General features: G+C 67.0%; 25 protein-coding genes, 1 tRNA gene and 1 pseudogene. 16 read left to right on the top strand and 11 right to left on the bottom strand.

The window, feature by feature from the left end:
• Positions 1-126: pseudogene (locus tag KBY93_RS08215) on the bottom strand (photosystem II D2 protein (photosystem q(a) protein)); the annotation flags it as partial.
• Between the two features lie 176 nt (positions 127-302).
• On the opposite strand from KBY93_RS08215, the gene KBY93_RS08210 reads away from it, so the two are divergent.
• The 4 genes from KBY93_RS08210 (at position 303) to KBY93_RS08195 (ending at position 2,559) form a co-directional block, all read left to right on the top strand.
• Positions 303-566: a hypothetical protein gene (locus KBY93_RS08210; protein ID WP_255093812.1), complete on the top strand. Its 264-nt coding sequence runs from the start codon at positions 303-305 to the stop codon at positions 564-566.
• The gene (locus tag KBY93_RS08205; protein WP_255093799.1) at positions 566-1,300 is read left to right on the top strand and encodes an ABC transporter ATP-binding protein; all 735 of its coding nucleotides are present in this window, start codon (positions 566-568) and stop codon (positions 1,298-1,300) included. The genes KBY93_RS08210 and KBY93_RS08205 overlap by 1 nt, the downstream gene beginning before the upstream one ends.
• 16 nt (positions 1,301-1,316) lie before the next feature.
• Positions 1,317-1,388, top strand: a tRNA-Asn gene (locus KBY93_RS08200).
• A gap of 379 nt (positions 1,389-1,767) precedes the next feature.
• A complete protein-coding gene (locus KBY93_RS08195; protein WP_255093798.1) occupies positions 1,768-2,559 on the top strand; it encodes a response regulator transcription factor in 792 nt (263 codons plus the stop codon).
• A gap of 44 nt (positions 2,560-2,603) precedes the next feature.
• Here KBY93_RS08195 and KBY93_RS08190 read toward each other — a convergent pair whose 3' ends face one another.
• The 3 genes from KBY93_RS08190 to KBY93_RS08180 are packed head-to-tail and all read right to left on the bottom strand — an operon-like array spanning position 2,604 to position 6,637.
• On the bottom strand, positions 2,604-3,590 hold the full coding sequence (locus KBY93_RS08190; RefSeq protein WP_255093797.1) for a DNA polymerase III subunit delta': 987 nt from the start codon (positions 3,588-3,590) through the stop codon (positions 2,604-2,606).
• On the bottom strand, positions 3,583-4,263 hold the full coding sequence (gene tmk / locus KBY93_RS08185; protein WP_255093796.1) for a dTMP kinase: 681 nt from the start codon (positions 4,261-4,263) through the stop codon (positions 3,583-3,585). Before tmk ends, KBY93_RS08190 begins: the two co-directional genes overlap by 8 nt.
• Positions 4,250-6,637, bottom strand: a complete 2,388-nt coding sequence (locus KBY93_RS08180; RefSeq protein WP_255093795.1) for a cation-translocating P-type ATPase — start codon at positions 6,635-6,637, stop codon at positions 4,250-4,252. The genes tmk and KBY93_RS08180 overlap by 14 nt, the downstream gene beginning before the upstream one ends.
• A 99-nt stretch (positions 6,638-6,736) precedes the next feature.
• Between KBY93_RS08180 and KBY93_RS08175 the strand changes: the two genes are divergently transcribed.
• Entirely contained in the window at positions 6,737-7,258 is a 522-nt protein-coding gene (locus tag KBY93_RS08175) for a photosystem I assembly protein Ycf3 (RefSeq protein ID WP_255093794.1), read from the top strand.
• Between the two features lie 4 nt (positions 7,259-7,262).
• Here the strand turns inward: KBY93_RS08175 and radA are convergent, their stop codons facing one another.
• Positions 7,263-8,696: a DNA repair protein RadA gene (gene radA, locus KBY93_RS08170; protein ID WP_255093793.1), complete on the bottom strand. Its 1,434-nt coding sequence runs from the start codon at positions 8,694-8,696 to the stop codon at positions 7,263-7,265.
• 92 nt (positions 8,697-8,788) lie between these two features.
• Between radA and rpaB the strand changes: the two genes are divergently transcribed.
• The 5 genes from rpaB to KBY93_RS08145 are packed head-to-tail and all read left to right on the top strand — an operon-like array spanning position 8,789 to position 13,653.
• Entirely contained in the window at positions 8,789-9,535 is a 747-nt protein-coding gene (rpaB, locus tag KBY93_RS08165; protein ID WP_094555869.1) for a response regulator transcription factor RpaB, read from the top strand.
• Positions 9,516-10,874 carry a phosphate acyltransferase PlsX gene (gene plsX / locus KBY93_RS08160; protein WP_255093792.1) on the top strand — a complete coding sequence of 453 codons (1,359 nt, stop codon included), beginning with the start codon at positions 9,516-9,518 and terminating at the stop codon, positions 10,872-10,874. Before rpaB ends, plsX begins: the two co-directional genes overlap by 20 nt.
• 52 nt (positions 10,875-10,926) lie before the next feature.
• Positions 10,927-11,943 (top strand): beta-ketoacyl-ACP synthase III, encoded by a 1,017-nt coding sequence (locus tag KBY93_RS08155; protein ID WP_255093811.1) that lies wholly within the window; start codon positions 10,927-10,929, stop codon positions 11,941-11,943.
• A 43-nt stretch (positions 11,944-11,986) separates the two neighbouring features.
• A complete protein-coding gene (gene fabD / locus KBY93_RS08150; RefSeq protein ID WP_255093791.1) occupies positions 11,987-12,886 on the top strand; it encodes an ACP S-malonyltransferase in 900 nt (299 codons plus the stop codon).
• A 38-nt stretch (positions 12,887-12,924) separates the two neighbouring features.
• Positions 12,925-13,653, top strand: coding sequence for a lysophospholipid acyltransferase family protein (locus KBY93_RS08145; RefSeq protein ID WP_399222829.1), 729 nt, complete (start codon positions 12,925-12,927; stop codon positions 13,651-13,653).
• Here the strand turns inward: KBY93_RS08145 and KBY93_RS08140 are convergent.
• From KBY93_RS08140 to KBY93_RS08130, 3 genes are read right to left on the bottom strand one after another with little or no spacing between them, the layout of a single operon-like run.
• On the bottom strand, positions 13,568-14,152 hold the full coding sequence (locus tag KBY93_RS08140; protein ID WP_255093790.1) for a YdcF family protein: 585 nt from the start codon (positions 14,150-14,152) through the stop codon (positions 13,568-13,570). The two genes, KBY93_RS08145 and KBY93_RS08140, sit on opposite strands and share 86 nt — an antisense overlap.
• Positions 14,152-14,811, bottom strand: coding sequence for a tRNA (adenosine(37)-N6)-threonylcarbamoyltransferase complex dimerization subunit type 1 TsaB (tsaB, locus tag KBY93_RS08135; RefSeq protein ID WP_255093789.1), 660 nt, complete (start codon positions 14,809-14,811; stop codon positions 14,152-14,154). Before tsaB ends, KBY93_RS08140 begins: the two co-directional genes overlap by 1 nt.
• Entirely contained in the window at positions 14,808-15,059 is a 252-nt protein-coding gene (locus KBY93_RS08130; RefSeq protein WP_255093788.1) for a Ycf34 family protein, read from the bottom strand. The genes tsaB and KBY93_RS08130 overlap by 4 nt, the downstream gene beginning before the upstream one ends.
• Before the next feature lie 76 nt (positions 15,060-15,135).
• Between KBY93_RS08130 and KBY93_RS08125 the strand changes: the two genes are divergently transcribed.
• From KBY93_RS08125 to KBY93_RS08115, 3 genes are all read left to right on the top strand, one after another.
• Entirely contained in the window at positions 15,136-16,317 is a 1,182-nt protein-coding gene (locus KBY93_RS08125; RefSeq protein WP_315856397.1) for a CCA tRNA nucleotidyltransferase, read from the top strand.
• Positions 16,318-16,488: 171 nt separating this feature from the next.
• Positions 16,489-16,920, top strand: a complete 432-nt coding sequence (locus KBY93_RS08120) for an RNA-binding protein (protein ID WP_094555875.1) — start codon at positions 16,489-16,491, stop codon at positions 16,918-16,920.
• A 49-nt stretch (positions 16,921-16,969) separates the two neighbouring features.
• On the top strand, positions 16,970-18,001 hold the full coding sequence (locus KBY93_RS08115; RefSeq protein WP_255093786.1) for an alpha/beta fold hydrolase: 1,032 nt from the start codon (positions 16,970-16,972) through the stop codon (positions 17,999-18,001).
• On the opposite strand, the gene KBY93_RS08110 is transcribed toward KBY93_RS08115, so the two are convergent.
• Complete coding sequence (locus tag KBY93_RS08110) at positions 17,952-18,863, bottom strand: phytoene synthase (protein ID WP_399222827.1); 912 nt, start codon at positions 18,861-18,863, stop codon at positions 17,952-17,954. The two genes, KBY93_RS08115 and KBY93_RS08110, sit on opposite strands and share 50 nt — an antisense overlap.
• A 23-nt stretch (positions 18,864-18,886) precedes the next feature.
• Positions 18,887-20,281 carry a 15-cis-phytoene desaturase gene (gene pds, locus KBY93_RS08105; RefSeq protein WP_255093784.1) on the bottom strand — a complete coding sequence of 465 codons (1,395 nt, stop codon included), beginning with the start codon at positions 20,279-20,281 and terminating at the stop codon, positions 18,887-18,889.
• A gap of 133 nt (positions 20,282-20,414) precedes the next feature.
• Between pds and KBY93_RS08100 the strand changes: the two genes are divergently transcribed.
• Both KBY93_RS08100 and KBY93_RS08095 read left to right on the top strand, forming a co-directional pair.
• On the top strand, positions 20,415-20,765 hold the full coding sequence (locus KBY93_RS08100) for an NAD(P)H-quinone oxidoreductase subunit M (protein ID WP_094555878.1): 351 nt from the start codon (positions 20,415-20,417) through the stop codon (positions 20,763-20,765).
• Positions 20,762-21,508: a DUF3172 domain-containing protein gene (locus KBY93_RS08095; protein ID WP_255093783.1), complete on the top strand. Its 747-nt coding sequence runs from the start codon at positions 20,762-20,764 to the stop codon at positions 21,506-21,508. Before KBY93_RS08100 ends, KBY93_RS08095 begins: the two co-directional genes overlap by 4 nt.
• A 14-nt stretch (positions 21,509-21,522) precedes the next feature.
• Here KBY93_RS08095 and KBY93_RS08090 read toward each other — a convergent pair whose 3' ends face one another.
• Positions 21,523-22,527 carry a LysR family transcriptional regulator gene (locus tag KBY93_RS08090; RefSeq protein ID WP_255093782.1) on the bottom strand — a complete coding sequence of 335 codons (1,005 nt, stop codon included), beginning with the start codon at positions 22,525-22,527 and terminating at the stop codon, positions 21,523-21,525.
• A gap of 184 nt (positions 22,528-22,711) precedes the next feature.
• Between KBY93_RS08090 and KBY93_RS08085 the strand changes: the two genes are divergently transcribed.
• Positions 22,712-23,443: an NnrU family protein gene (locus KBY93_RS08085; protein WP_255093809.1), complete on the top strand. Its 732-nt coding sequence runs from the start codon at positions 22,712-22,714 to the stop codon at positions 23,441-23,443.
• Positions 23,444-23,538: the final 95 nt, after the last annotated feature.

Raw genomic sequence — 23,538 nt, 5'->3', positions numbered from 1 at the left:
ATAGGCGGTGGGAAAGAGCAGCAGACCGGACCACCCCACGAAAACAAAGCGGTCACGCTTGAGCCAGTCATCGAGGACGTCGAACCATCCCCGTGTGGCAGGTGCGCGCCCTAGAGCGATCGTCATGCGGGTACTTCATGAACCTTTACAGAATCACTTTACGGAAAACCGGCACGCTCCGGGACCCCGTCCGATTGAGCACACCCGTAAATGAGTACATACACCCAGTGGACCCTGGCCAAGGCCGGCGGCGGCGCGACAGGCCATTCGCCAGAGTGGCCACTGGTCTTCAAGCACAGAACGTGTACGTCGTCGAGCTCGCTCTCAAGCTCAGCCCCATGCCCATCTCGGTGCAGCGCAAGGAACTGAGCGACGCCCAGGCGCTCCACAGCGAGATCCGGGCGGCCATGGAAAGCGGCCATCCCCGCGTGCTCGAACTCCACTGCGAGAAATCCGAGGAGAAGCGCGTCAGCCTGCTCAGCGGCGAGCTGCTGGCAGTTCAGCTGTACGAGAAGTCGGCGGTCGGCGGCGGCAGCAAGCGGCCGGGCTTCAGCGTCGACGGTTGATGGCCTGGGGCAAATCCTCCAGCGAAGCCGCATCGCCCCGATCTCCCGCCCTGGAGGTCGGGGGGCTTTGTTTTGGCTGGCCCAACGGCAGTGCCGCCCTTGATCACTGCGACCTGCGCCTGCCAGGACCCGGCCTCTGGATGCTGGTGGGCGGCAACGGCAGCGGCAAGAGCACCCTGTTGCGCCTGATTGCCGGCCTGCTTGAGCCCAGTGGCGGCCGAGTGGCGCTGACGCTCAAGCCCGCCCTGGTGTTCCAGAACCCCGATCACCAGCTGCTGCTCCCCAGTTGCGGCACCGATCTGCAGCTCGGCCTTGAGCAGGGACTGCCGGCCGCGGTGCGGCAGGCACGGGTGGCCGCGGCCCTCGCCCAGGTGGGGCTGGGGGGGTTCGAAGGTCGGCCGATTCACACCCTCAGCGGCGGTCAGAAACAGCGGCTGGCGATCGCCGGCGCCCTGGCAGGAGACGCGGGCCTGCTGCTGCTAGATGAACCCACCGCCCTGCTCGACCCCGAAAGCCAGCGAGAGGTGTTGCAACTGATCGAGCAGCTCTGCCACCGGCGTGAGCGGCCGCTGACGGCACTTTGGATCACCCATCGGCTGGAAGAGCTCGACCATTGTGACGGCGCCGCCGAGATGGAGCGGGGCCGGATCGGGCCCTGGCAGAAGGGCCCAGCCCTGCGGCGGCGCATCGAGGGCCGACTTCCCCCCTTGCCGGGCGGCAGGGCCGACGGGTAGGTTCACCTAAGCCCGTTCCTCGGTAGCTCAGTGGTAGAGCGGTCGGCTGTTAACCGATTGGTCGCAGGTTCGAATCCTGCCCGGGGAGTTTTTAACCCACATAGCCAGCCTGAATTGGTGGTGGCTTGTGGCATGAAATCTCCAACCTGAACGGTCCGAGCACAACGCCCGATCCCGACCTGCCCACCGACGCCTGACCACCGACGACTGACCACCGACGCCTGCCCGCTGTCACAGCCAGAACGGGCTGGCAACAATTTGACTGGAAGAAAATCTGTAGATTCAATTCAAGTCGTTCTGGGCCCGTCCCAGTCAGAAACCTTGTCAGAGCAGGCTTTCTGCCCCGGAATCAGCCGCTGGCACGGTCCGGCGGAACTCAGGGAAGCCTCGGATCAGGAGAAAATGGGTTTCACGTCGTTGGTGCCGGCCTTCTTCGTCCTGCCGACTCGTGTCCCTCAGCACTTGCCATGAAAGCCCGCATCTTGCTGATTGAGGACGACGAGGACATGCGCGAGCTGGTGGCCGGCCATCTTGAGCATGGCGGCTTCGTGGTTGAGACCGCCGACGATGGGATCAAGGGTCAGGCTCTGGCGCTGCAGGCCAACCCTGATCTGATCCTGCTCGATCTGATGCTGCCGAAGGTCGACGGTCTCACCCTCTGCCAGCGGCTACGCCGGGATGAGCGCACTGCCGCCATCCCGATCCTGATGATCACAGCCCTAGGCGGCACCAAGGACAAGGTGAGCGGGTTCAACTCCGGTGCCGACGACTACCTCACCAAACCCTTCGATCTCGAGGAGCTGATGGTGCGCGTCAAAGCCCTGCTGCGCCGCAGCGACCGAGCTCCGCTCTCAACCAAGCACAGCGAAATCCTCAGCTACGGACCCCTCACCCTGGTTCCAGAACGGTTTGAGGCGATCTGGTTCGACGACCCCGTGCGCCTGACCCACCTGGAATTCGAGTTGCTCCACTGCCTGCTGCAACGCCATGGCCAGACCGTGGCGCCGTCGCTGATCCTCAAGGAAGTCTGGGGTTACGAACCTGACGACGACATCGAAACCATTCGGGTCCATGTGCGCCACCTGCGCACCAAGCTCGAGCCCGATCCACGCAAACCGCGCTTCATCAAGACGGTCTATGGAGCCGGCTACTGCCTGGAACTGCCGACCGGAACCAAACTCGCCCAGCAGGAGACCCTGATCCGCAGCCAACGGGAGGAGCAGCTGGCCGAGGCCTCCCATGCTCTAGAGAGCGCCTGAGCCCAGCTGGGCTGGGAAGGACGTGGCAGCTCAGACCTGGCCGCTCAGACGATCACACCACTCAGCTCAAGCAGGGCCACTTCCCAGGCCAGGCGAGGCTGCACGAAGCCTCGTAGTTGCCCCCGCAACCGCTCCAGCCGGTGCTGCTGGGGCAGCCGGGGTTCCCGGCGCCAGAGGCAGAGCTGCCACCAGTTGAGCAGCCACAACTGCTGATCCAGATCAAGCGCTTCACTCAGGTCGCGGGCCAGCGCCATCGCCTCGAGCGGGTCGGCTGGCAGGCCCCCCAACCGTTCAGCCAGGCCACTGGGCAACCCCCGCCACTGACGACGATGCTCGAGCAGGGCCCCCGGGGCTCCAGCCGCCAGCTCGATCAGCTCGGGAGGATCAACGGCTTCACAAACTTCAGCGGCATCTGTGGCGCCAGAAGCGTCGGCGGCATCGGTTTGCTGCGCGAGAACCTCGGCCATCGCAACTGGGTCGAGGGGGCGGAAGGGAATCTGCTGGCAGCGGGATCGGATCGTGCTGAGCAGGCGCTCCGGCGCGGTGCTCAGCAGCAGCAGCAGTCCCGCCCCTGGCTCCTCCAGGGTCTTGAGCAGCCCATTGGCCGCCCCCTCCGCCATCAGCTCCACGGCCTCGATCACCACCACCGGGCGTGGGCCAGCAACTGCCCGCCTCGCCAGGAAAGGCCCGACGGAGCGGATCTGCTCCAGCCGGATCTGCGGCAGTCCCCGTTTGCTCACCCCCTCCGCCATCGCCTGGCTCACCGGCACGAGCCGACCCTGGTGGGAGTAAGTGGGCTCCAACCAGAGCAGATCAGGATGGTTGCTCTGGCTCAGGCGCCGGCGGACGGCAGGGGCGCCGGCGGGTCCGGCCAGCACTCCCTCCAGGAAGCGCAGCCCCCCCAGCCTGCGGCCCACCCCCTCGGGACCGCTGAGCAGGTAGGCCGCCGCCAGGCGCTGCTGCTCCAGTGAGGAGCGCATCAGCGCCACCGCCGTGGGCTGACCGATCAGATCAGCAAACAGATCAGCCATCGGCATCAGCTGGCCTGGCCAGGACCGGGGGAAAATGCTCCAGCAGCACAGCACGAAGGGCCGACTCCACCTCAGTGGGCGAGCCGGAGGCATCCAGCCGCTGCCAGCCCCGCTCGGCTGCCAGCTGCGCAAACCCGGCCGACACCCGCTCCAGAAACGGGAGGCCAGCCGCTTCGATCCGATCAGCGCCGCGATGGCCCCGGCGCTGGGCAGACAGCGTCAAGGGCAGATCGAGCCAGAGGGTGAGATCGGGCACCAGGCCGACGGTAGCGATGGACTCGAGCTGGTCGATCAGGTTCAGGGACAGCCCCCGGCCATGGCCCTGATAGGCGGCCGTGGAGCCGGCGAAACGATCGCTGAGCACCCAGTGACCGGCCGCCAAGGCCGGCTCGATCAGGCTCTGCACGTGCTGGGCGCGATCAGCGGCGTAGAGCAGGAGCTCGGCGCTGGGCACTGGGGCCGCCTCCGCCGGGGGATGGAGCAACAGCTGCCTCAGCCCCTGACCGAGAGGGGTTCCTCCTGGCTCCCGGGTGGTGACCAGGCTGGAACCGGCAGGCATCAGGCCGCTGACGGGAAGCCAGCTCGAAAGGCGCTCCAGCTGGCTCGATTTGCCCGAGCCATCGATGCCCTCCAGCACCAGAAAACGGCCTCGCGGGCGCTCAGGCAGGGCCATGGAGCAGCAGCGCGTTGACGACCACGGTGATCGAGCTGACAGCCATCAGCAGGGCAGCCAGCGGAGGCGAGAGCAGCAAGCCGAAGCCGGGCAGCAGGGCCCCCGCGGCGATCGGCAGCACGATCAGGTTGTAGCCGAAGGCCCAGAACAGGTTCTGCCTCACCTTGGCCAGGGTGCGGCGCGCCAGGCGCAGGGCCTCTACCAGCGACTCCAGCCGGTCACCGAGGATCACCAGATCAGCTGTGTCCTGGGCGATCTGGGTGCCGGTGCCCACCGCGATGCCCAGGTCAGCGGCCGCAAGGGCCGGGGCGTCGTTGATGCCGTCTCCCACCATCGCCACAGTCCCTTGCTGGCGCCAGTTGAGGATGTGCTCGAGCTTCTGCTGGGGATCGAGCTCCCAGGCCAGGCCTGCGCTGGGCAACCCCAGCCGTTCACCCAGCTGCAACACCGGCTCGCGGCGATCTCCACTAAGCACCCCAAGCCGCAGGCCCATGTCGCCAAGCTCAGCCAGGGCCTGAGCCGCATCGGTACGGGGCTGGTCCTGCACCGCCACCAGACCAAGCACGGCCTCGGGAGAGGCCACCACCAGCACCGTGGCCCCCTCCGACTCCAGCTGGGTCAGCTGCCGCTCCAGCTCAGCGGGAATGGTCAGACCATGGGCAGTCAGCCAGCCTGGGCGACCGACCCGGGCCAGGCCGTCATGCCCTCCCAGCCGACCCTGCACACCGGATCCCACCTCGGTGAGGCTGTCGCTCACGTCCGCAAGGCTCAGCCCGCGGCACTGGGCCTCCTGAAGCAGGGCATGGGCCAGGGGGTGGCGGGTGTGCTGCTCGAGGCTGGCGGCGAGCTGGATCAGGGCGTCAGCCGCCGCCCCGGCGGGATCGCCGCCGCCGGCCGGCAGGACGGCCACCACCAGCGGGCGGCCGAGGGTGAGGGTTCCGGTCTTGTCGAAGAGCACGCTCTCGAGGCGGGCAGCCATCTCGATCGCGTCGCCGCCGCGGAAGAGCAGTCCAGAGCGGGCCGCCTGGCCCGATCCCACCGTGATCGCCGTGGGAGTGGCCAGACCCAGGGCACAGGGGCAGGCCACCACCAGCACCGCAATCGCCAGCTGCAGAGCCAAAGAGAAGGGAGTAGTGGCCGCGGCCCCCAGCACTCCATGACCGCCGTGGGCCCCGTGGCCGGCCCCCATCAGCACGTGGGGCCAGAGCTTGGTTCCCCATTGCCACCAGAACACGAACGTGGCCATGGCCAGCAGCAGCACGGCCACGCTGAAGCGGCCGGCCACCCGGTCGGCCAGGCTCTGGATCGGCGCCTTGCGTGCCTGGGCCTGCTCCACCAGGGCAATGATCCGCGCCAGGGTCGACTCAGGACCCGTGCGCCGCACCTCCAGCGCCAGAGGGGCCTGCAGGTTGAGCATGCCGGCCATCAGTTCGGTACCAGGCCCTGCCTCCAGGGGCATTGGTTCGCCCGTGAGGCTGGAGACATCCACTGCGGAGTGCCCCTCCACCACCTCACCGTCGACAGGGACGCGATCTCCGGGTAGCAGGCGCACCCGGTCGCCGGGGCGAAGACCGCCGACGCGCACCTCACGCGGCGGTCCATCGCCAAGGAGCAGCAGGGCGGTGTCGGGCTGAAGGCGCACCAGCTGCTCGAGGGCCTGGCCCGTGCGGTTACGGGCGCGCTCCTCCAGAAAGCGGCCCAGCAGCACGAAGCCCAGCAACATCACGGGCTCATTGAAAAAGCAGGGCCAGCCGGACCCCGGTCGCAGGTAAGCCACCAGGCTGGCCAGGTAGGCACTGCCCATGCCCAACCCCACCAGGGTGTCCATGCTCGGGGTCAGCTGCCAGGCGTTGCGCGCGCCCCGCACCAGGATTCCCCGCCCGGGTCCGAGCAGAGCCACGCTGGCCACAAGAGCGTGGAAGCCCAGATCACCGAGCCTTGGCACACCGGGCAGGGCCATCAGGGCCAGCGGCAGGTGGCTACCCTGGGCCAGGTGACCGAGCACCGACACCAGCATCAAGCTGAGGGCCACGATCAGCTGGCGCCACTCCTGACGCCAGCGGCGCTGCTTGTCGCGCTCGGCGCGGCTGGGATCAGGGCCCATCTGATCGCGCCGCTGGGCCTCGAATCCCAGGGCCTGCAGGCTGGCGATCAAAGCCGTCGCCTGATCGTCCGCCGGGGTGCTCTGGACAGGATCCAGACCGATCCAGGCGGTGCGGGTCACCAGATTGACGCTGGCCTGGCTGACCCCGGGCTGCTCCAGCAGGCGCCGTTCCACCGCCCGCACGCAGCCGCCGCACTTCATTCCGTCCACATCCAGGAGCAAGGGCTCGACGGGGGCGCTGGGCGCAGGCAGGGGGGAGGTCAGGGTCACAGGCCGAGGCTCAGGCCCCAAGGGTAGGGAGTGTGGCGGAGGCTCCCTGGCCTGGCAGGCACCCGTCAGGATGGGAGCACCGATCACGCCAGTCGCGCCGTGCCCCGCAGCCAACGCAACGACAACTTCATCGACAAGAGCTTCACGGTGATGGCCGACCTGATCCTCAAGGTGCTGCCCACCAACCGCCGGGCCAAGGAGGCCTTCGCCTACTACCGCGACGGCATGAGCGCCCAGGGGGATGGGGAATATGCCGAGGCGCTTGAGAATTACGACGAGGCGTTGAAGCTCGAGGACGACCCCCTCGATCGCGCCTTCATCCTCTACAACATGGCGTTGGTGTACACGAGCAACGGCGACCACCAGCGGGCGATCGAGACCTACGAGCAGGTGCTGGAGCTCAACAGCAAGATGCCCCAGGCCCTCAACAACATGGCGGTGATCCACCACCACCTCGGTTCCCTAGCTGAGGAGCGTGGCGACACCGACGAGGCCGACCGTCGCTTCGCCCAGGCGGCCGAGTACTGGACCAAGGCGATCCGGATGGCCCCAAACAACTACATCGAGGCCCAGAACTGGCTCAAGACCAGCGGCCGCGGTGCCGTGGATGTCTACTTCTGAGGCCTCAGTCGGCGGCGGGATCCACTCCCAAAGCCGTCACCAGGGCTTCGGCCACTCCTCCCGCCTCGAGCAGCTCCAGCCCCAGCGCGGCCGCGGCTGGAGCCAGGCCGCTGCCTCGGGGCACCACGGCCCTGGTGAACCCCAGGCGGGCCGCTTCCTGCAGCCGTAACTCCAGCTGGCCCACCGAGCGGATCTGTCCCCCCAGGCCAAGCTCTCCCACCAGCACCGTGCCGGCGGGCAAGGTGAGATCGCGGTAGCTGGCCACCACCGCGGCAGCCACCCCAAGGTCGGCAGCGGGCTCCTCCACATCGAGCCCCCCGGCCACGGCCAGATAGCAATCGAAGCGGGAAAGGGGCAGGCCCAGGTGCTTCTCCAGCACCGCCAGGATCTGGTGCAGGCGGTTGATGCCGATCCCTGTGGCGGTTCGGCGCGGGCTGGCGTAGCTGGTGGTGCTCACCAGAGCCTGGAGGTCCACCAGCAGCGGCCGGGTGCCTTCGCAGGCCACGATCGTGGCGGTGCCGGCGCAGGGGCCTTCTCCCCCCAGGAACAGCTCGCTGGGGTTGGTCACCTCGACGAGACCACGGTCGCGCATCTCGAACACCCCCAGCTCGTGGGTGGCACCGAAGCGGTTCTTGACTGCCCTCAGCAGGCGATGGCTAGCGAAGCGGTCGCCCTCGAAGGTGAGCACGGCATCCACCAGATGCTCAAGCACCTTCGGCCCTGCCAGCATTCCCTCCTTGGTGACATGGCCCACCAGAAGCAGGGCCGTGTCCTGGCGCTTGGCCAGCCGCTGCAGGGCCGCGGCGCAGTCTCTGACCTGGGAAACCGAGCCCGGGGCACTGCTCAGCTCGGCGTCATGGAGCGCCTGGATGCTGTCGATGATCGCCACCGCCGGGCGCAGCGCCTCCAGCTCCTGCAGCACTAGCTCCAGATCGGTTTCGGCCAGGAGCTGCAGTCCGGCCTGGTCGCTCACCCCCTCTCCCTCGGCTGCCTGCTCAGTCCCCAGCCGCCGCCAGCGCAGCTTCACTTGCTGGGCCGATTCCTCAGCACTCACGTAAAGCACCGAGCAGACATCCGCCAGGGACCGTGCGCTCTGGAGCAGCAGCGTCGACTTGCCGATGCCTGGATCCCCGCCCACCAGCACAAGCGACCCTGGTACCAGGCCACCCCCTAGGACCCGATCCAGTTCAGGGAAGCCCGTGGCGAGCCGCAGCAGCGGGCGTTCACCCACGGTCTGGATCGGCTCAGAGCGCCGCGCCCGGGGAGCGGCGCCATCTGCAGTGGGAGCTGGTGTTGTGCGCCGACGGCGGCCATCAGCGGCGGGGTTGCTCTGCTCCACGAGGCTGTTCCAGCTGCCGCAACCCGGGCAGCGGCCGAAGAACTGACGGGACTGAGCGCCGCAGCTCTGGCAGACGTAGAAAGGGGTGGAACGTCCCAAAGAGGTTTGTGAAGAATGGTGGCTTTGGGTGAACTTGCGGGTGCTCGCACCAGTTCAGTGGTCGGAGATTTTGTAACCGTGCCGGCGACGCGATGACGGTTTCCAGCTCAGCGAAGGAGACCATCCTGGTCGTCGACGACGAAGCCAGTATCCGCAGGATCCTGGACACACGCCTTTCGATGATCGGCTACCACGTGGTCACGGCCTCCGACGGTATCGAGGCACTTGAGGCCTTCCGTCAGTCGAGTCCGGATCTGGTCGTGCTCGACGTGATGATGCCCAGGCTTGACGGCTATGGGGTCTGCCAGGAGCTGCGCAAGGAATCGGACGTGCCGATCGTGATGCTCACCGCCCTGGGCGATGTGGCTGACCGCATCACCGGCCTGGAGCTGGGGGCCGATGACTACGTCGTCAAGCCCTTCAGCCCCAAGGAACTTGAGGCCCGCATCCGCTGCGTGCTGCGCCGGGTGGAGAAGGACCAGGTGGTGGGGATCCCCAATTCCGGAGTCATCCAGGTTGGGGAGCTGCGCATCGACACCAACAAGCGGCAGGTGTACCGGGGCGAGGAGCGCATCCGCCTCACAGGCATGGAATTCAGTTTGCTGGAGTTGCTGGTGAGCCGCTCGGGCGAACCCTTCAGCCGTGGCGAAATCCTCAAGGAAGTGTGGGGCTATACACCCGAGCGCCATGTGGACACCCGGGTGGTGGATGTCCACATCTCCCGGTTGCGCTCCAAGTTGGAGGATGATCCAGCCAATCCCGAGCTGATCCTCACGGCTCGTGGCACGGGATACCTGTTTCAGCGAATCGTGGAAGCCGTTGCCTCCGAAGGAATCTGATCTCGATCCTCGCTCCGGCAGGCGTGCCAAGCCCAGCCGGGCCATTCGTCGCCTGGTGATCTGGTACCGCCGCAATGCGGCGGTCACCACGATCGTGGGCACAGCCACCTCCTCAGCCAGCACGGCAGCGTCGGCAGCGGGTTCGGTGGCAGGCACGATGGCCTCCGCCGCAGGGTCCGTGGCGGGCAGCATGGCCTCGACGGCCGGCTCGGTCCTCAACCCGCTGGTGATCGATCCCCTGCGCCGGCTCCAGCAGAGCGGCGGGGAAGAACTGGCCGCCATCAGCCGTGGCGAGCGCCTCTGGGTCGCCGTCGACGGCATGGGGGGCGACCACGCTCCGGGACCGATCCTGGAGGGTTGCCTCAGGGCTGTGCAGATCCTGCCCGTGCGCATCCGCTTCGTGGCAGAAGCAGCGGCGGTGGAGGCGGTGGTGCCCAAGCTGGGCCTGGGTGAGCTGCTGCGGGAGGCCATCCAGCGAGGGCTGATCGAGCTGGTGCCCAGCGGCCCGTCCGTTGGCATGGACGACGAGGCCACGGTGGTTCGGCGCAAGCGCGACGCCAGCATCAACCTGGCCATGGACCTGGTGAAGCGGGGGGAAGCGACCGCGGTCTACTCGGCCGGCAACTCCGGGGCCGTGATGGCCTCGGCCATCTTCCGGCTCGGGCGTCTCAAAGGCATCGATCGGCCGGCCATCGGCGCCCTCTTCCCCACCAAGGACCCTTCCCAGCAGGTGCTGGTGCTCGATGTAGGCGCCAACATGGACTGCAAACCGGGCTACCTGCACCAGTTCGCCCTGCTGGGGAGCATCTACAGCCGTGACGTGCTCGGGGTGCCCCGGCCGATCGTCGGTCTGCTCAATATCGGCGAAGAGGAGTGCAAGGGCAACGAACTCACGCTCAAGGCCTTCCCCCTGCTGGCCGCCGAACCCCGGATTTCCTTCAAGGGCAATTGTGAAGGCCGCGATGTGCTCTCAGGCAACTTCGATGTGGTGGTCTGCGATGGCTACACCGGCAACGTGCTCCTGAAGTTTCTCGAGTCGGTGGGCAGCGTTCTTCTCGACGTGCTGCGTGCGGAATTGCCCCGCGGTCGCCGCGGCAAGGTGGGCTCGGCCTTCCTGCGCAGCAATCTGATCCGGATCAAGAAACGCCTCGACCATGCCGAGCACGGGGGGGCCTTGCTGCTGGGCGTGAACGGTGTCTGCGTGATCGGCCATGGCAGCAGCAAGGCCCTCTCGGTGGTCAGTGCCCTTCGCCTCGCCCACCTGGCCGCCAGCCACGGGGTCATGGACGACCTGCACAGGCTCAGCGCCCAGGAAGACACCGTCACCGCCTGTGGTTGACTGAGCGCAACTGAGGACTGAGACGGTGTCGCTCGGCCGGATGGGCGCAGGGATGGCCCTGGTGGGTAGCGGCAGCGCCCTGCCGCTGGTCAGCATCAGCAATGAGCAGCTCAGCCGCCGGGTCGACACCAACGACGCCTGGATCCGCAGCCGCACTGGCATCTCCTCTCGCCGAGTCGCCGGTCCAGGTGAAACCCTCACCAGCCTGGCCACCGCCGCCGCCCAGGCTGCCCTGGAGCAGGCCGGCTGGGACGCCGAGGATCTGGACCTGATCCTGCTGGCCACCTCCAGCCCTGATGATCTGTTCGGAACCGCCCCACGGGTGCAGGGCGCCCTTGGGGCCCGTGGGGCGGCGGCCTTCGATCTCACCGCCGCCTGCAGCGGCTTTCTGTTTGCCCTGATAACCGCCGGCCAGTACATCCGCGGGGGAACGGTGGGGCGGGCCCTGGTGATCGGCGCCGATCAGCTCAGCCGCTGGATCGACTGGGACGATCGCAGCACCTGCGTGCTCTTCGGTGACGGTGCCGCCGCCGTGGCGGTAGAAGCCTGCGAGGAGTCGAGCAACGGCCTGCTGGGCTTCAAGATGCACTCCGATGGCCGCCGGGCTGACTGCCTCTCCTTGCGCCAGCAGGATGATCACGTTCCTCTGCTGGAGGGCCATTCGACCCAGAAAGGCGGCTTCGAGACCATCCACATGAATGGTCAGGAGGTCTACAAGTTCGCGGTGCGGGAGGTGCCGGCGGTGCTGCAGGAACTGCTGAAGAGCACCGGCACGGCCGCTGAGCAGCTCGACTGGTTGCTGCTGCACCAAGCCAACCAGCGCATCCTCGATGCGGTGGCCGACCGCTTTGCCATCCCCCATGAGCGGGTACTCAGCAACCTGGCCCGCTACGGCAACACCTCCGCCGCCACCATCCCGCTGATGCTGGATGAGGCCGTCAGGGATGGCCGGGTTCGCCCAGGCGATCTGATCGCCAGCAGTGGCTTCGGGGCCGGACTTAGCTGGGGCGCGGCCCTGCTGCGCTGGGGTGGTGCCGATGTCGGCCAGGCGTCCCCTGACCCCGGTTGAACGGCACCGCCGTAATCTCCAGCCGGTTCGAGCGCGTGTCGTGATGGGTATTGCCTGGGTGTTTCCCGGTCAGGGCTCACAGAAAGCCGGCATGGCCAGCGGTGTGCTGGAGCTCCCTGGTGCCCGCAAGCGCTTCACCGCCGCCTCCGACCTGCTGGGCCGCGACCTGCTGGCGATCTGCGCGGGCGAGGCGAGCGAGGGCCAGGGGGAGCCGTCCGATCTGGGCGACACCAGAAACACCCAACCCGCCCTGTTCGTGCTGGAAAGCCTGCTGGTGGATGGCCTCAAGGCCCAAGGCCGCCAGGCCGATCTGGTGGCCGGCCACAGCCTGGGCGAACTGGTGGCCCTCTACGCCGCCGAGGTCTTCGACTTCGGCACCGGCCTGGAGCTGATGCGCCGCCGCAGCGAGCTGATGGCTGCGGCGGGCGGTGGGGCGATGACCGCGGTGATGGGCTTCGAGCGCAGCGCACTGGAGGCACTGGTGGCAGCCAGCGAGGGCGTGGTGATCGCCAACGACAACAGTGCGGCCCAGGTGGTGATCTCCGGGCTGCCGGAGGCCGTGGCCGCTGTGGCCGCTCAGCTCCCCTGCAAGCGAGCCATTCCCCTGGCGGTCTCCGGGGCGTTCCACTCGCCGTTCATGGCCGATGCGGCCGCCGCCTTCGCCGCCCTGCTGGAGGAGGTGCCCTTCGCCGACGCCAGCATCCCGGTGCTGAGCAACACCGATCCAACCCCCTGCCGCGACGGGAGCGAGCTCAAGCAACGGCTGCGGCGGCAGATGGTGAGCGGTGTGCGTTGGCGCGAAATCATGGATCAGCTGGCGGCCCAGGGCATCGACACCGTGGTGGAGATCGGCCCTGGCAACGTGCTCAGTGGTCTGATCAAACGCAGCCTGACGGGAGTGACCACCGCCCAGATCAGCAGCGCCGCCGACCTGGGACTGTGAGCGAAACAGAGAAGGGTCTCCCGGCCAGCGGGCCGATCGTGCCCCGCCGCCGCGGCCTGCGCCGCCGGGTTGCCCCCCCGGCCCTGCTGACGCCCAGGCCGAGCCTCACATACCGCCTGATCAGCTACCTGCTGGTGTTTCCGGTGTTCCGGCTGCTGTTCAGGGGCCGTACCAGCGGCAACGACCAGGTGCCCTTGGATGGGGCCCTGGTGGTGGTCGCGAACCACGGCTCGCACCTCGACCCGCCCCTGCTGGGGCATGCCCTGGGGCGTCCGGTGGCGTTCATGGCGAAGGCGGAGCTGTTCCGGGTGCCCTTGCTGGGGGCCATCATCCGGGCCTGTGGCGCCTATCCCGTCTCCCGTGGTGCCAGCGACCGGGAGGCAATCCGCATCGCCACCGACCGTCTGCTCGAGGGCTGGGCCACCGGAGTCTTCATCGACGGCACCCGTCAGGCGGATGGGCGCGTGAACCAGCCGCAGCCCGGGGCCGCCCTGCTGGCGGCCCGGGCGGGGGCGCCGCTGCTGCCGGTGGCGATCATCAACAGTCACCGGGCCCTGGGGACCGGTCAGAGCACCCCAAGGCTTGTGCCGATCCACATCCGCATCGGCCAGATCATCCCGCCACCGGCCTCCCGTCGCCGTGTCGACCTGCTGGCCACCACAGCCGCCTGCCAGGATCAGATCAACGCTCTCCTTGACCAGGGCCTGCTGGCCCCAGCGCGGGCCCGATCCGCCCTGCCGCCCACGAGCGCAGATCCCGACCGGTGACCACCCAGGCAGCGGCCCGGAGGCCATCTCCCCAGACCTTGCGGCGCCCCTCCGGCAGGCAGCGGTCCCCGCAGGGCACGGCCACCGGGGTGAGGTGGATGCCGCGACTGCCGGCCACAATCCGTCCCACCAGGAGGGCCCGGTCCATGTGATCGCTGCTGGTGACCAGCAACACATGGTGGATGCCCAGTCGCTTGAGGTCATCCACCACCGTGGTGAAGTTGCCGAGGGTGTCGCGGGCTCTGTAATCCAGGCGAAACTGGCGGCGATCAAGCCCCTCCTGGCTGAACAACCACTGGGCGTATTCAGGATTGCTTCCACCACTCACCAGCAGGGGCAGCCCCTCACGGTGGGCCAGCCGACCGGCCAGTTTCTCCCGCTCGATATCGCCACCCAGCACCAGGATCAACTGAGGCTGGCCGAGACTGGGCAGCAGCCATCCGCGGCCGAACAGCACCAGAGAGCCGGCCAGCAGTGCCAGCACCAGCAGCCGTCGCATCAGGGCTGCCCCACCGGACTGGTGGGATACAGGGGCAGCACGCTGGCCCAGGGAGCCGCCGATTCCGCCGCCGCCGCCAGCCCACTCAGCCGCAGCAACTGGGCCACGTCGGCCGCCGGATCGACCCGAGCCTCCAGCCGAACGCCTGGCGGCAGATCGGCCAGCTGTCCGAACAGGCGTGGAGCCTCCCGCTCGGCCATTCCCCCCAGTGCCCACTCGTCCGCGGCATAGCAACCAGCCACGATGCCGCGACGGGGAAGCTCCTGCAACAGCCAGAAGGGCTGATCGCCCACTTCGGCGCGCTGACGCAGACGCTGGGCAATCAGCAGGAAGCTGCTGAATCCATCCAGCGGCAGCGCCAGCTGCTGGGCCAGGGTGCGGGCGAAAACCACGCTCAGGCGGGTGCCGGTAAACCCCCCAGGACCCGTGGCCACGGCCAGACGCCCCAGCTCACGCCACTGGTGGGCCGGCAGCAGCTGCTCGACACAGGCCAGCAGATCGTTGGAGAGCCGCCGGCCCAGAGGATGGCTGGTGATGCGGGGGCTCGGCGGGTCCAGGGTCCCAGGAGCAGAGGACGACAACAGGGGGGCGAGACCCAGCCCAAGCTCGTCGCTGGTGCTGTGCAGCGCCAGCAGCCAGGAGGGGGCGACAGTGCTCATGCCGGCACCACTTCACCCGGGCGCAGGCGACTCCAGCGGCCCGGGTCCAACTGGAAGCTGCCGCAGGCCCGCACATCCCACTCAACCCCCACCTGAGCGCCCTCCAGGCTGATTACTTGCACGTGGATGCGGGGGGCTGTGGGACACAGGTCCGGATCTGCACTGAGGTGCTCCACACCGTGCTGCCGTTCCACCGCGTGATAGGCCTGACAACGCTCCACCCAGTGGCAGTCGACGCAGATGCACATGCCGCCGGAGCCCTCCACTTCCCCCATTCTGAAGTGGGCCTGCTCCCCTGAGGGCCGCAGGGCTGCGGCCACCACCGTGCTGCGCCAGGCCATTGCCGTCGAGGACTGGCCATGGCCCCCGGACTCCTTCCCCACTGGCACAGCCCTGGTGGGGGGCGCCGTGCGCGATGGACTGCTGGGGCGTCTTGGACCTCAGCCCGATCTGGACCTGGTGGTGCCCGGGGACGCCCTCGGTCTCTGCAACAGCCTGAGTCGCCGCCATGGCGGCCGCGTCGTGGTTCTTGATGCCGAGCGCTCCATCGCCCGGCTGGTGCTGCGCGGCTGGAGCCTTGACCTGGCCCGACAGGTGGGGGACGACCTGGAGAGTGATCTCTGGAGAAGGGACTTCAGGCTGAATGCCATGGCCCTGCCGCTGGCGCCAGGTTCCGAGCTGATTGATCCCACAGGTGGTCTGGGTGACCTGGTGGAAGGAGAACTGGTGGCGGTGCGGGAAGCGAACCTGATTGACGATCCCCTGCGAATGCTGCGAGGAGTGCGCCTGGCCGCGGAGCTGGGCTTTCGCCTGGAGCCCCGCACCCGCGGCTGGATCGAGCGGCACCACGGCCGGATCAGCGAGGTGGCGCCGGAGCGGGTGCTGCAGGAACTGGAGAAGCTGGTGCAGGCCCCCAGCGGCGGGAAGGGTCTGGGGGAGGCTCTCAGCTACGGCCTGCTCGATCCCTGGCGCTCGAGCGGTCCGTATCCGGTCTGGCAACCAGAGCTGGAGCTGGAGCTGACCCCCGCGGAAGCAGCCCGGGCCCTGCCCCTGGCCCGACTGGCGAGGGTGTTTGATGCCGCGTCCCTGGAGCGCTTGCGCAGCAGCCGTCAGTTGCAGCAGCGCTGCGAACGGTTGCGGCACTGGTTGCTACGGCTGCTCGACAATGCCGAGGGCGCCGCCTCCGGGCTGCAGCGCCTGGGCGAGGCGGAGCGACTGAGCCTGCATCAGCAGCTTGAGGAGGATCTTCCGGCCCTGCTGCAGTTTTTTCCAGCCAACCTGGCGGCGGACTGGTTAGCGCGCTGGCGTAATACCCAGGATCCGTTGTTTCATCCCCGTCCACCGATTGATGGCCGCAGCCTGCAGGACCAGCTGGGACTGAGCCCGTCCCGGCAGCTGGGGGAGCTGCTCGCCCATCTCACGCACGAGGCCGCCTACGGCCGCATCCAGGGCCAACAGGAGGCCCTGCGCCAGGCCAGGCTCTGGCTTGAGGGAACCGCGGCATGATTTACTTGATAGTGAAAAGGCATTAATCCACAGCCTGACACCGCCCGTGAGCATCGGCTGATCGTCAGAGGTTTCGTCAAGGGATTTCCGAGCCACTGGCTCTCCAGACCAACCTGTTCATCGATCAACACTCCGCCATCGGACCAAAATTCCCCTTCCTCCCCTCGTTTCATGAGCGTTCGTCTTTACGTCGGCAACCTGCCGCAGAGCTTCGATGACAAGGAACTGACCGACCTGTTCACCGCCGTAGGCGAAGGCGTTCGCTTCAAGACCGTTCAGGACCGCGAGACCGGCGCTTGCCGCGGTTTCGGCTTCGCCAACGTCGACGACGAGAAGCTGGCCGATGTGGTGATTGAGCAGCTCAACGGCCGCGATTTCGGTGGCAACAGCCTGCGCATCGAGCGCTCCGAGCGACGCGATTCCCGCACTGCCACCCCCAGCACAGACCGCCGTAGCGGTGGCGCCACCTCCACCGTGGCCCGTAAGGCCGTCAACAAGGTGGTACACAGCGATGACATCACCGAAGGCGCCCCCGATCCACGCTGGGCCGGCGAGCTGTCCAAACTCAAGTCCCTCCTGGCCAACCAGACTGCCGCCGTCTGAGGTTGCCGTCTGAGCCGGGAAACCCTTTTGCTCCCCTCAGGCCTGGTGCGTGACTGAACCAGCTGTTGATGATCCTCGCCCGCTTCAGCACTGGTGCTGGCGGGGTCACTCGATCGGCTTCACCAGCCAGACCCCGGGATCGGGCTCAGAAGACACTCCATCTCGGGATTCCGCTCAAGCCGTTGTGGTGCTGATCCACGGCTTCGGGGCATCCAGTGGCCACTGGCGCCACAACCTTCCCGAGCTGGGGAAGCACTTTCCCACATACGCCATCGACCTGCTGGGATTCGGTTCCAGCGACAAGCCAAGCTCCCGGTTGCGTGGGGAAGTAGCCAGGGCAGGGTCCGTCAGCTACGGCTTCGATCTCTGGGCGGAGCAGGTGGCCGACTTCGCTGCCTGGATCCTGGCCAGCACCTGCATCCACCAGTCGGGCCCGGTGCCAAGCCTGCAGTTGGTGGGTAACTCCATCGGCGGTGTAGTCGCCCTGAGGGCCAGTGAGCTGCTGATCGCCCGCGGCCTGCCCCTGCGCCAAGTGATTCTGATCGATTGCGCCCAGCGCACTCTCGACGAGAAACGGGTGGCCCTGCTGCCCTGGCCCCAGCGCGCCAGCCGCCCCCTGATCAAGCAACTGGTGCGCCAGCGCTGGCTGATCGCCCCACTGTTCCGCACCCTGGCGCGGCCCGGCTTCATCCGGCGGGTCCTGGCCATGGCCTATCCCAGCGGTGCCAACGTCGATGACGCGCTGGTGGAGCTGCTTTTTCGCCCAAGTACAGATCCCGGGGCCCCGGAGAGCTTCCGCGGCTTCGTCAACCTGTTCGACGACCACCTTGCCCCGGAGATCCTTGCCCGGCTGGGCTCCCTGCCGGTGCGCATGATCTGGGGCGAGCAGGATCCCTGGGAAAATCCCACTGAAGCCAGTCAATGGGCGGAGCAGTTCAGCTGCATCCGTGAGCTGCGGCTGCTGCCGGGGTTGGGTCACTGTCCCCACGACGAGGCCCCACAACTGGTGAACCCGATCCTGATCGAGTGGCTCAGCGCGACTGAGCGATCACAAAAGAACAGGGAAGATCAAGAAGCTTGAGCGGGCGGGGCACGTAGGCCCGATGGCTGAACACGTCGTAGTCGAGCTGCTCGATCACGGCAAGGATGCCCCGGTACAGCCGCAGGGAAGCCCACACCGGCCAGCGGGCATCGGCTGAGAGCCAGCGCACTCCCGCTTCCGAGCGGGCAAACCACTGGCGGGCCCGCCGCAACTGAAAGTCCATAAGGGCGCGCCAGTTGTCGTTGAGGGTGCCGGCAAGCAGATCGGCCTCGGAGTAACCGAAGCGCTCGAGGTCCTCCTGGGGTAAGTAGATCCGCCCGCGGGCACGGTCTTCGCCCACATCCCGCAGGATGTTCGTGAGCTGGTTGGCGATGCCCAGAGCCACGGCCGCGCTGGAGGTGTCCGGACGCTCGCTCCAGGGGGCTGAGGTGTAGGCGGGATCCAGGCCCATCACCTCCTGCGTCATCAGACCCACCGTGCCTGCCACCCGATAGCAGTAAAGCTCCAGGTCCTCGAAGCGTGCGTAGCGGTGACGCTGCAGATCCATCCTCTGCCCCTCGATCATGTCGAGGTAGGGCTGCAGGGGTTGGGGATAGCGCTGCAGGGTGTCAACCATCACCAGATCGAGGGCGTCGTGCACCTCTCCGCCAAACAGGGAGCGGGTGCGCTCTTCCCAGAGATCTAGCCGCTCGGCCAGGCGCTCCACCGGCAAAGCCTGGGCCTGGGGACTGTCCATCAGCTCGTCGGTGCGACGGCACCAGACGTAGATCGCCCAGATCGCCCGCCGCTTCGCCGGCGGCATCAGCAGAGTGCCGAGATAGAAGGTCTTGGCCCACTGAGCTGTTTCCTGGCGGCAGGACTGGTAGGCCTCCTCCAACGTCGGCAGGGAAGTGCAGGGCACCGTGGTGGAGGCAGCCAGCACCGTCACACCGCCAGGGGAGCGATGGCCTGGCTGTGGCTGACGGCCTCAGCGCAGAGCTTGCCGCTCAGCACAGCACCCTCCATCGAAGCGAGGTAGCGCTGCATGGTGTAGTCACCGGCCATGAAGAAATTGGCAATCGGCGTGTCCTGCGTCGGTCGCAGCTGCTGGCAGCCTGGCACCGTCTTGTAGACGGAGAGCGGTGTCTTCACAACCCGTGCCTTGCGGAGCTGGGCCTGGTCATCACCGGTGAAGTGATCCGGGAACAGCCGCCGCAGCTCGGCGATGGTGGCTTCCACGATCGCCTCATCGCTGCGGCCGATCCACTCCTCGGCCGGCGCGAAGACAAGCTCCAGCATCGAGCGGTCGGGATCGGCATACTCCCGACAGGTGTTGCTCATATCGGCGTAGACGCTGAGCAGATCGGAGCGGCTGAACAGCAGGTGATCGATCGCGGTGAGCTTGCGGTCGAACCAGAGGTGAATGTTGATCACCGGCACCCCCCGAAGGCCCTCAAGCTTCTCGAAGAAGGGAAGCTGCTTCCACGGCTCGGGCAGCAGCAGCTTGAGCGGATCCACCGGCAGGGCACTCACGTATGCGTCAGCCTGCAGCAAGCGGGGCTCCTGCCCCTGCAGGCCGGCCAGACGAAAGCCGGAAACGCTGCCGTTCTCGGCGAGCTCAATCTGGCGCAGGGGACTGTTGAGGTGCACCTCACCTCCACGCGCCCGGACCCACTCCACGATCGGCTCACAGAGTCGCTGTGGCGGATTGCCATCAAGGAAAGCCATTTTCGAGCCGTTTTTCTCCTGTAGAAACCGGTTCAGAGCCGTGAGGATGACCGTGCTGGAGATCTCATCAGGGTTGATGAAATTCAAAGCCTTGCTCATGGCGATGAACACTTCATCATTGACCCGCTTGGGAATGTTGTGAAGCTCAAGCCACTCCGACCAGGAATACTTATCGCACTCTTCAACATAATTCTGGCCACGCAACATCGCCGGCACAAGCCCCAGGCCAAACTGGATCTTCTCCGGCCAGCTCAGCATGTCGTTATTACCTAGAATCGCTGCCACGCCATTCAGAGGTGCCGGCAGGTCGGGGAAGTCGAAGCGGCTGTAGTTGCCTGGTGAATCCTTTTGATTGAAGATCATTGCGTGGTCTTTCCACTGCAGACGGTCTTCGATGCCCAGCTCGGCGAAGAGCTGCAGCATGTTGGGGTAAGCCCCGAAGAAAATATGCAGGCCGGTTTCGTACCAGTCGCCGTCCTCGTCCTGCCAAGCGGCCACCTTGCCGCCGAGCACATCGCGCGCCTCGACCACCACGGGCGTGTGGCCTGCATCGCTGAGGTATTTGGCGCAGGAGAGACCGGCCAGGCCTGCTCCAGCGATGGCGACGCGCATGGGAAAACCAAAAGTCAACAGCAACCATAAAAGGGTTGCCGCTGGCAACGGCGCCCCTCGCACCATCCCAGAGGCCGCTGGGGTTCCTAAAGTCAGGGAACGTGGGGCGCCTGCCTGCCCACGACCCCCAACCATGGTCGATGCCAGCCTGCTCAAGTCCACCACCCGCCATGTGCGGGTGTTCACCGCCCGGGTGGAGGACGGTCAGCTGATCGCTGATCCCAGCCAGCTGACCCTTGATCTCGATCCCGACAACGAATTCCTCTGGGACGCGCCCGTTCTCGGCAAGGTCCAGCAGCGCTTCCGGGAGCTGGTGTCCGCCAGCGCCGGCCACGACCTGAGCGAATACAACCTGCGCCGTATCGGCTCGGAGCTCGAAGGCTTCATCCGCCAGCTGCTCCAGGCCGGCGAGCTGCGCTACAACCCCGAAGCGCGCGTGCTCAATTACTCGATGGGCCTGCCCCGCACGCCGGAGGCCTCTTGACCCGCTCCCGTTACGACCGAGGTGGACGCGCCGGCTGGAACGACAACAGCCGTGGGGATGCCGCCCGCGGCGGCTATGGGCGAGGCAGCGAAACCCGCTCCCTCCCGGCAGCAGAGGGACGTGATCCCTACGAGACCTACGACCGCTCGCCCCGGGGACGGCGGACAGCCGAGCAAGGCGGGGGCGGGGGCAACGGTGGCCCGGGAGGCGGTGGTGGATCCGGCGGGGGCGGAGGTGCTGGCAGTCCCATTCAGCTGAATGTGGGCACCATCGCCGTTCTTGCTGGCGTGTTGGTACTGGGCATCGGCATCGGCACGGCCCTCTCGAGCAACACTCCCGGCAACCAGGGCAACATCGCCAGCAGCCAACAGCTGGATCTGGCAGTTCCAGATCCCGAGTTCTGCAAGCAGTGGGGGGCCAGCGCCTTCGTGATGGACGTGGAGCTGTACACCACGATGAACCCCAGCAGCAGCTTCGTGACCCAGCCCACCCTGCAGCCGGGCTGCGTGATCCGGCGGGAGAACTGGAGCGTGCTCCAGAAAGAGGGCGCCGTCACATCTGAGCAGATGCGCCAGTGCAAGCAGCGCATGAACACCTTCGCCTACATCGGCTCGATCCGCGACAAACCCGTCGTGCGATGCGTCTACCAGACTGATATCAGCGGCAACAAGTTCCAGACCAGGGGCATTGCCGGCGCCGCCGACGACGCCACCGGGCTCACACCCGAAGCCGGCCAGTTCTGATCGGGGCCTCCGCTTCAGGAGGCTGTGGCCGCCTGGACCACAGCCTCCTGAAGCGGAGTGGCCGCAGGCCGTGCCGCGGGCTGGCGCAGAGGACTGTCGGGACTGGCGAACAACGGCAGAACTTCGCGGCGGAAGGCCTCTGAGGCCCTGGAGCAATAGCGGGCGGGATGGGTGATCAACTTGAGCTGACGACGCACGTGCAGATCGGAGACGCTCAGGCGGTGCAAGCTGCCCGTGGCCAGTTCGCGCTCGATCGAGACCACCGGCAGGAAAGCTGCACCGAGGCCAGACTGGACGGCGTTCTTGATCGCCTCGAAGGAGTTGAGCTCCATTTCGATCTTGAGGCGCTGCACCTCCAAACCAGAGCGCGCCAACAGCTGATCCACCATCTTGCGGGTGGTCGACTGGGCATCGAGGCAGACGAAGCCGAGGCGGTATAGATCGTCCTTGTTGAGCTCGGGCAGACGTGCCAAGGGGTGTTTCACCGGCAGCACCAGCACCAGTTCATCGTTGGTGTAAGGCACCACCTGCAGCAGATCCACCAGTTCGCTGGGCAACTCACCGCCGATGATCGCCAGATCGATCTGACCGTTGGCCACGCTCCAGCTGGTGCGGCGGGTGCTATGCACCTGGAGCTGCACCGAAACATCGGGATATTTCTGGCGGAACAGCCCGATCATGCGGGGCATCAGATAGGTGCCCGTGGTCTGGCTCGCCCCCACGATCAACGAGCCACCGCGCAGATTGTGTAGGTCGTCGAGGGCGCGGCAGGCCTCCTGGCACTGGCTCAGGATCCGGTCGCAATAGCTGAGCAGGAGATGGCCGGCTTCGGTGAGCTGCGCCTTGCGGCCACCCCGGTCGAACAGGGAGACATCAAGCTGCTTCTCCAGGTTCTGGATCTGGAGACTGACCGCTGGCTGGGTGACGTACAGGCTGTCGGCAGCCTTCTTGAAGCTGCCCTCGCTGGAGATGGCGCGCAAGATGCGCAGCTGATCGAGGGTGAAAGGCAGATCAGCCATGGGATGGGCCCTGGGCCTTGCTCCGGCTGGGAGTGGAAACTCTAATGGGGAAACTCGTGAACCCCGGGGCCTGAGATCCCTGGGCGGGATGGAATGACACCTCCGCCAGAATCACCGCTTCCGCTTCGGCTTCTTGGCCCAGTCGCCGCCCAGCTTCGCCCTGTTCACCACCGGAATCGGCGCCATGGCGCCGGAGCACCGCTCCAGCCTGGTGATGTTCGCCCTGCTGGTGGGGTTCGCTTTGCTCCACAGCGGCGGTGCGGCCCTCCGGGTCCGAGCTGAACAGCTCGTCGGGGCACGGCTGTGGCGCCTGCTGTTCGCGGCCGTGAGCATCCCGGCGGCCGTGGTGGTGGTGGGCTATTTCATCGCCCACCGCTACGAGGGAGTACGGCTCTGGAACTTCCAGGGCACCCCCGGGCTGATCCCCCTGGTCTGGGTGGGCACGGCCATCAGCTTCCTTTTTCTCTATCCGGCCACCTACAACCTGCTGGAGATCCCGGCATTGCTGAAGCCCCAGGTGCGCCTCTACGCCAGCGGGATCATCCGCATCAGCCGCCATCCCCAGGCGGTGGGGCAGGTGCTCTGGTGCGCCACCCACCTGCTCTGGATCGGCAGCAGCTTCATGCTGGTCACCTGCGCGGGCCTGATCGGCCACCACCTGTTCGCGGTCTGGCATGGCGACCGGCGGCTGCGGGCCCGCTTCGGGGAGGCATTCGAGGAGCTGCGCGCCAGCACCTCCGTGATCCCCTTCCGCGCCGTGCTCGACGGCCGCCAGCAGCTGGTCTGGGCGGAATTCCTGCGGCCAGCCCAGCTGGGGATCGCCATCGCCATCGGTCTGATCTGGTGGAGCCACCGCTTCCTGGGGCTGGCGGCAGAGGCGTTTCTGGCGGGACCCCTGGGTCGGTTGCTGGGCTGAGGACGTCGATGGTGCCTGGTCAAAACCCCTGATCGCGGTCCAACACACAGCCCGAACCCGCTGGGGCAGGCTGCTTACACTCCAATGGCCCGCAC

The sequence above is a fragment of the Synechococcus sp. J7-Johnson genome (assembly GCF_024345795.1).
Taxonomy (GTDB): Bacteria; Cyanobacteriota; Cyanobacteriia; order PCC-6307; family Cyanobiaceae; genus Regnicoccus_A.
The sequence above is the reverse complement of the archived record's forward strand: the minus strand, read 5'-3'. Positions and strand labels throughout refer to the sequence as shown.

What these genes read in the sequence shown, in the direction of transcription:
- KBY93_RS08205 (WP_255093799.1), top strand. Translation starts at nt 566, where the DNA reads ATGGCCTGGGGCAAATCCTCCAGCGAAGCCGCATCGCCCCGATCTCCC.
- KBY93_RS08195 (WP_255093798.1), top strand. Translation starts at nt 1,768, where the DNA reads ATGAAAGCCCGCATCTTGCTGATTGAGGACGACGAGGACATGCGCGAG.
- KBY93_RS08190 (WP_255093797.1), bottom strand. Translation starts at nt 3,590, where the DNA reads ATGGCTGATCTGTTTGCTGATCTGATCGGTCAGCCCACGGCGGTGGCG.
- tmk (WP_255093796.1), bottom strand. Translation starts at nt 4,263, where the DNA reads ATGGCCCTGCCTGAGCGCCCGCGAGGCCGTTTTCTGGTGCTGGAGGGC.
- rpaB (WP_094555869.1), top strand. Translation starts at nt 8,789, where the DNA reads ATGACGGTTTCCAGCTCAGCGAAGGAGACCATCCTGGTCGTCGACGAC.
- KBY93_RS08155 (WP_255093811.1), top strand. Translation starts at nt 10,927, where the DNA reads ATGGCCCTGGTGGGTAGCGGCAGCGCCCTGCCGCTGGTCAGCATCAGC.
- fabD (WP_255093791.1), top strand. Translation starts at nt 11,987, where the DNA reads ATGGGTATTGCCTGGGTGTTTCCCGGTCAGGGCTCACAGAAAGCCGGC.
- KBY93_RS08140 (WP_255093790.1), bottom strand. Translation starts at nt 14,152, where the DNA reads ATGCGACGGCTGCTGGTGCTGGCACTGCTGGCCGGCTCTCTGGTGCTG.
- tsaB (WP_255093789.1), bottom strand. Translation starts at nt 14,811, where the DNA reads ATGAGCACTGTCGCCCCCTCCTGGCTGCTGGCGCTGCACAGCACCAGC.
- KBY93_RS08130 (WP_255093788.1), bottom strand. Translation starts at nt 15,059, where the DNA reads ATGTGCATCTGCGTCGACTGCCACTGGGTGGAGCGTTGTCAGGCCTAT.
- KBY93_RS08120 (WP_094555875.1), top strand. Translation starts at nt 16,489, where the DNA reads ATGAGCGTTCGTCTTTACGTCGGCAACCTGCCGCAGAGCTTCGATGAC.
- pds (WP_255093784.1), bottom strand. Translation starts at nt 20,281, where the DNA reads ATGCGCGTCGCCATCGCTGGAGCAGGCCTGGCCGGTCTCTCCTGCGCC.
- KBY93_RS08100 (WP_094555878.1), top strand. Translation starts at nt 20,415, where the DNA reads ATGGTCGATGCCAGCCTGCTCAAGTCCACCACCCGCCATGTGCGGGTG.
- KBY93_RS08090 (WP_255093782.1), bottom strand. Translation starts at nt 22,527, where the DNA reads ATGGCTGATCTGCCTTTCACCCTCGATCAGCTGCGCATCTTGCGCGCC.
- KBY93_RS08085 (WP_255093809.1), top strand. Translation starts at nt 22,712, where the DNA reads ATGGCGCCGGAGCACCGCTCCAGCCTGGTGATGTTCGCCCTGCTGGTG.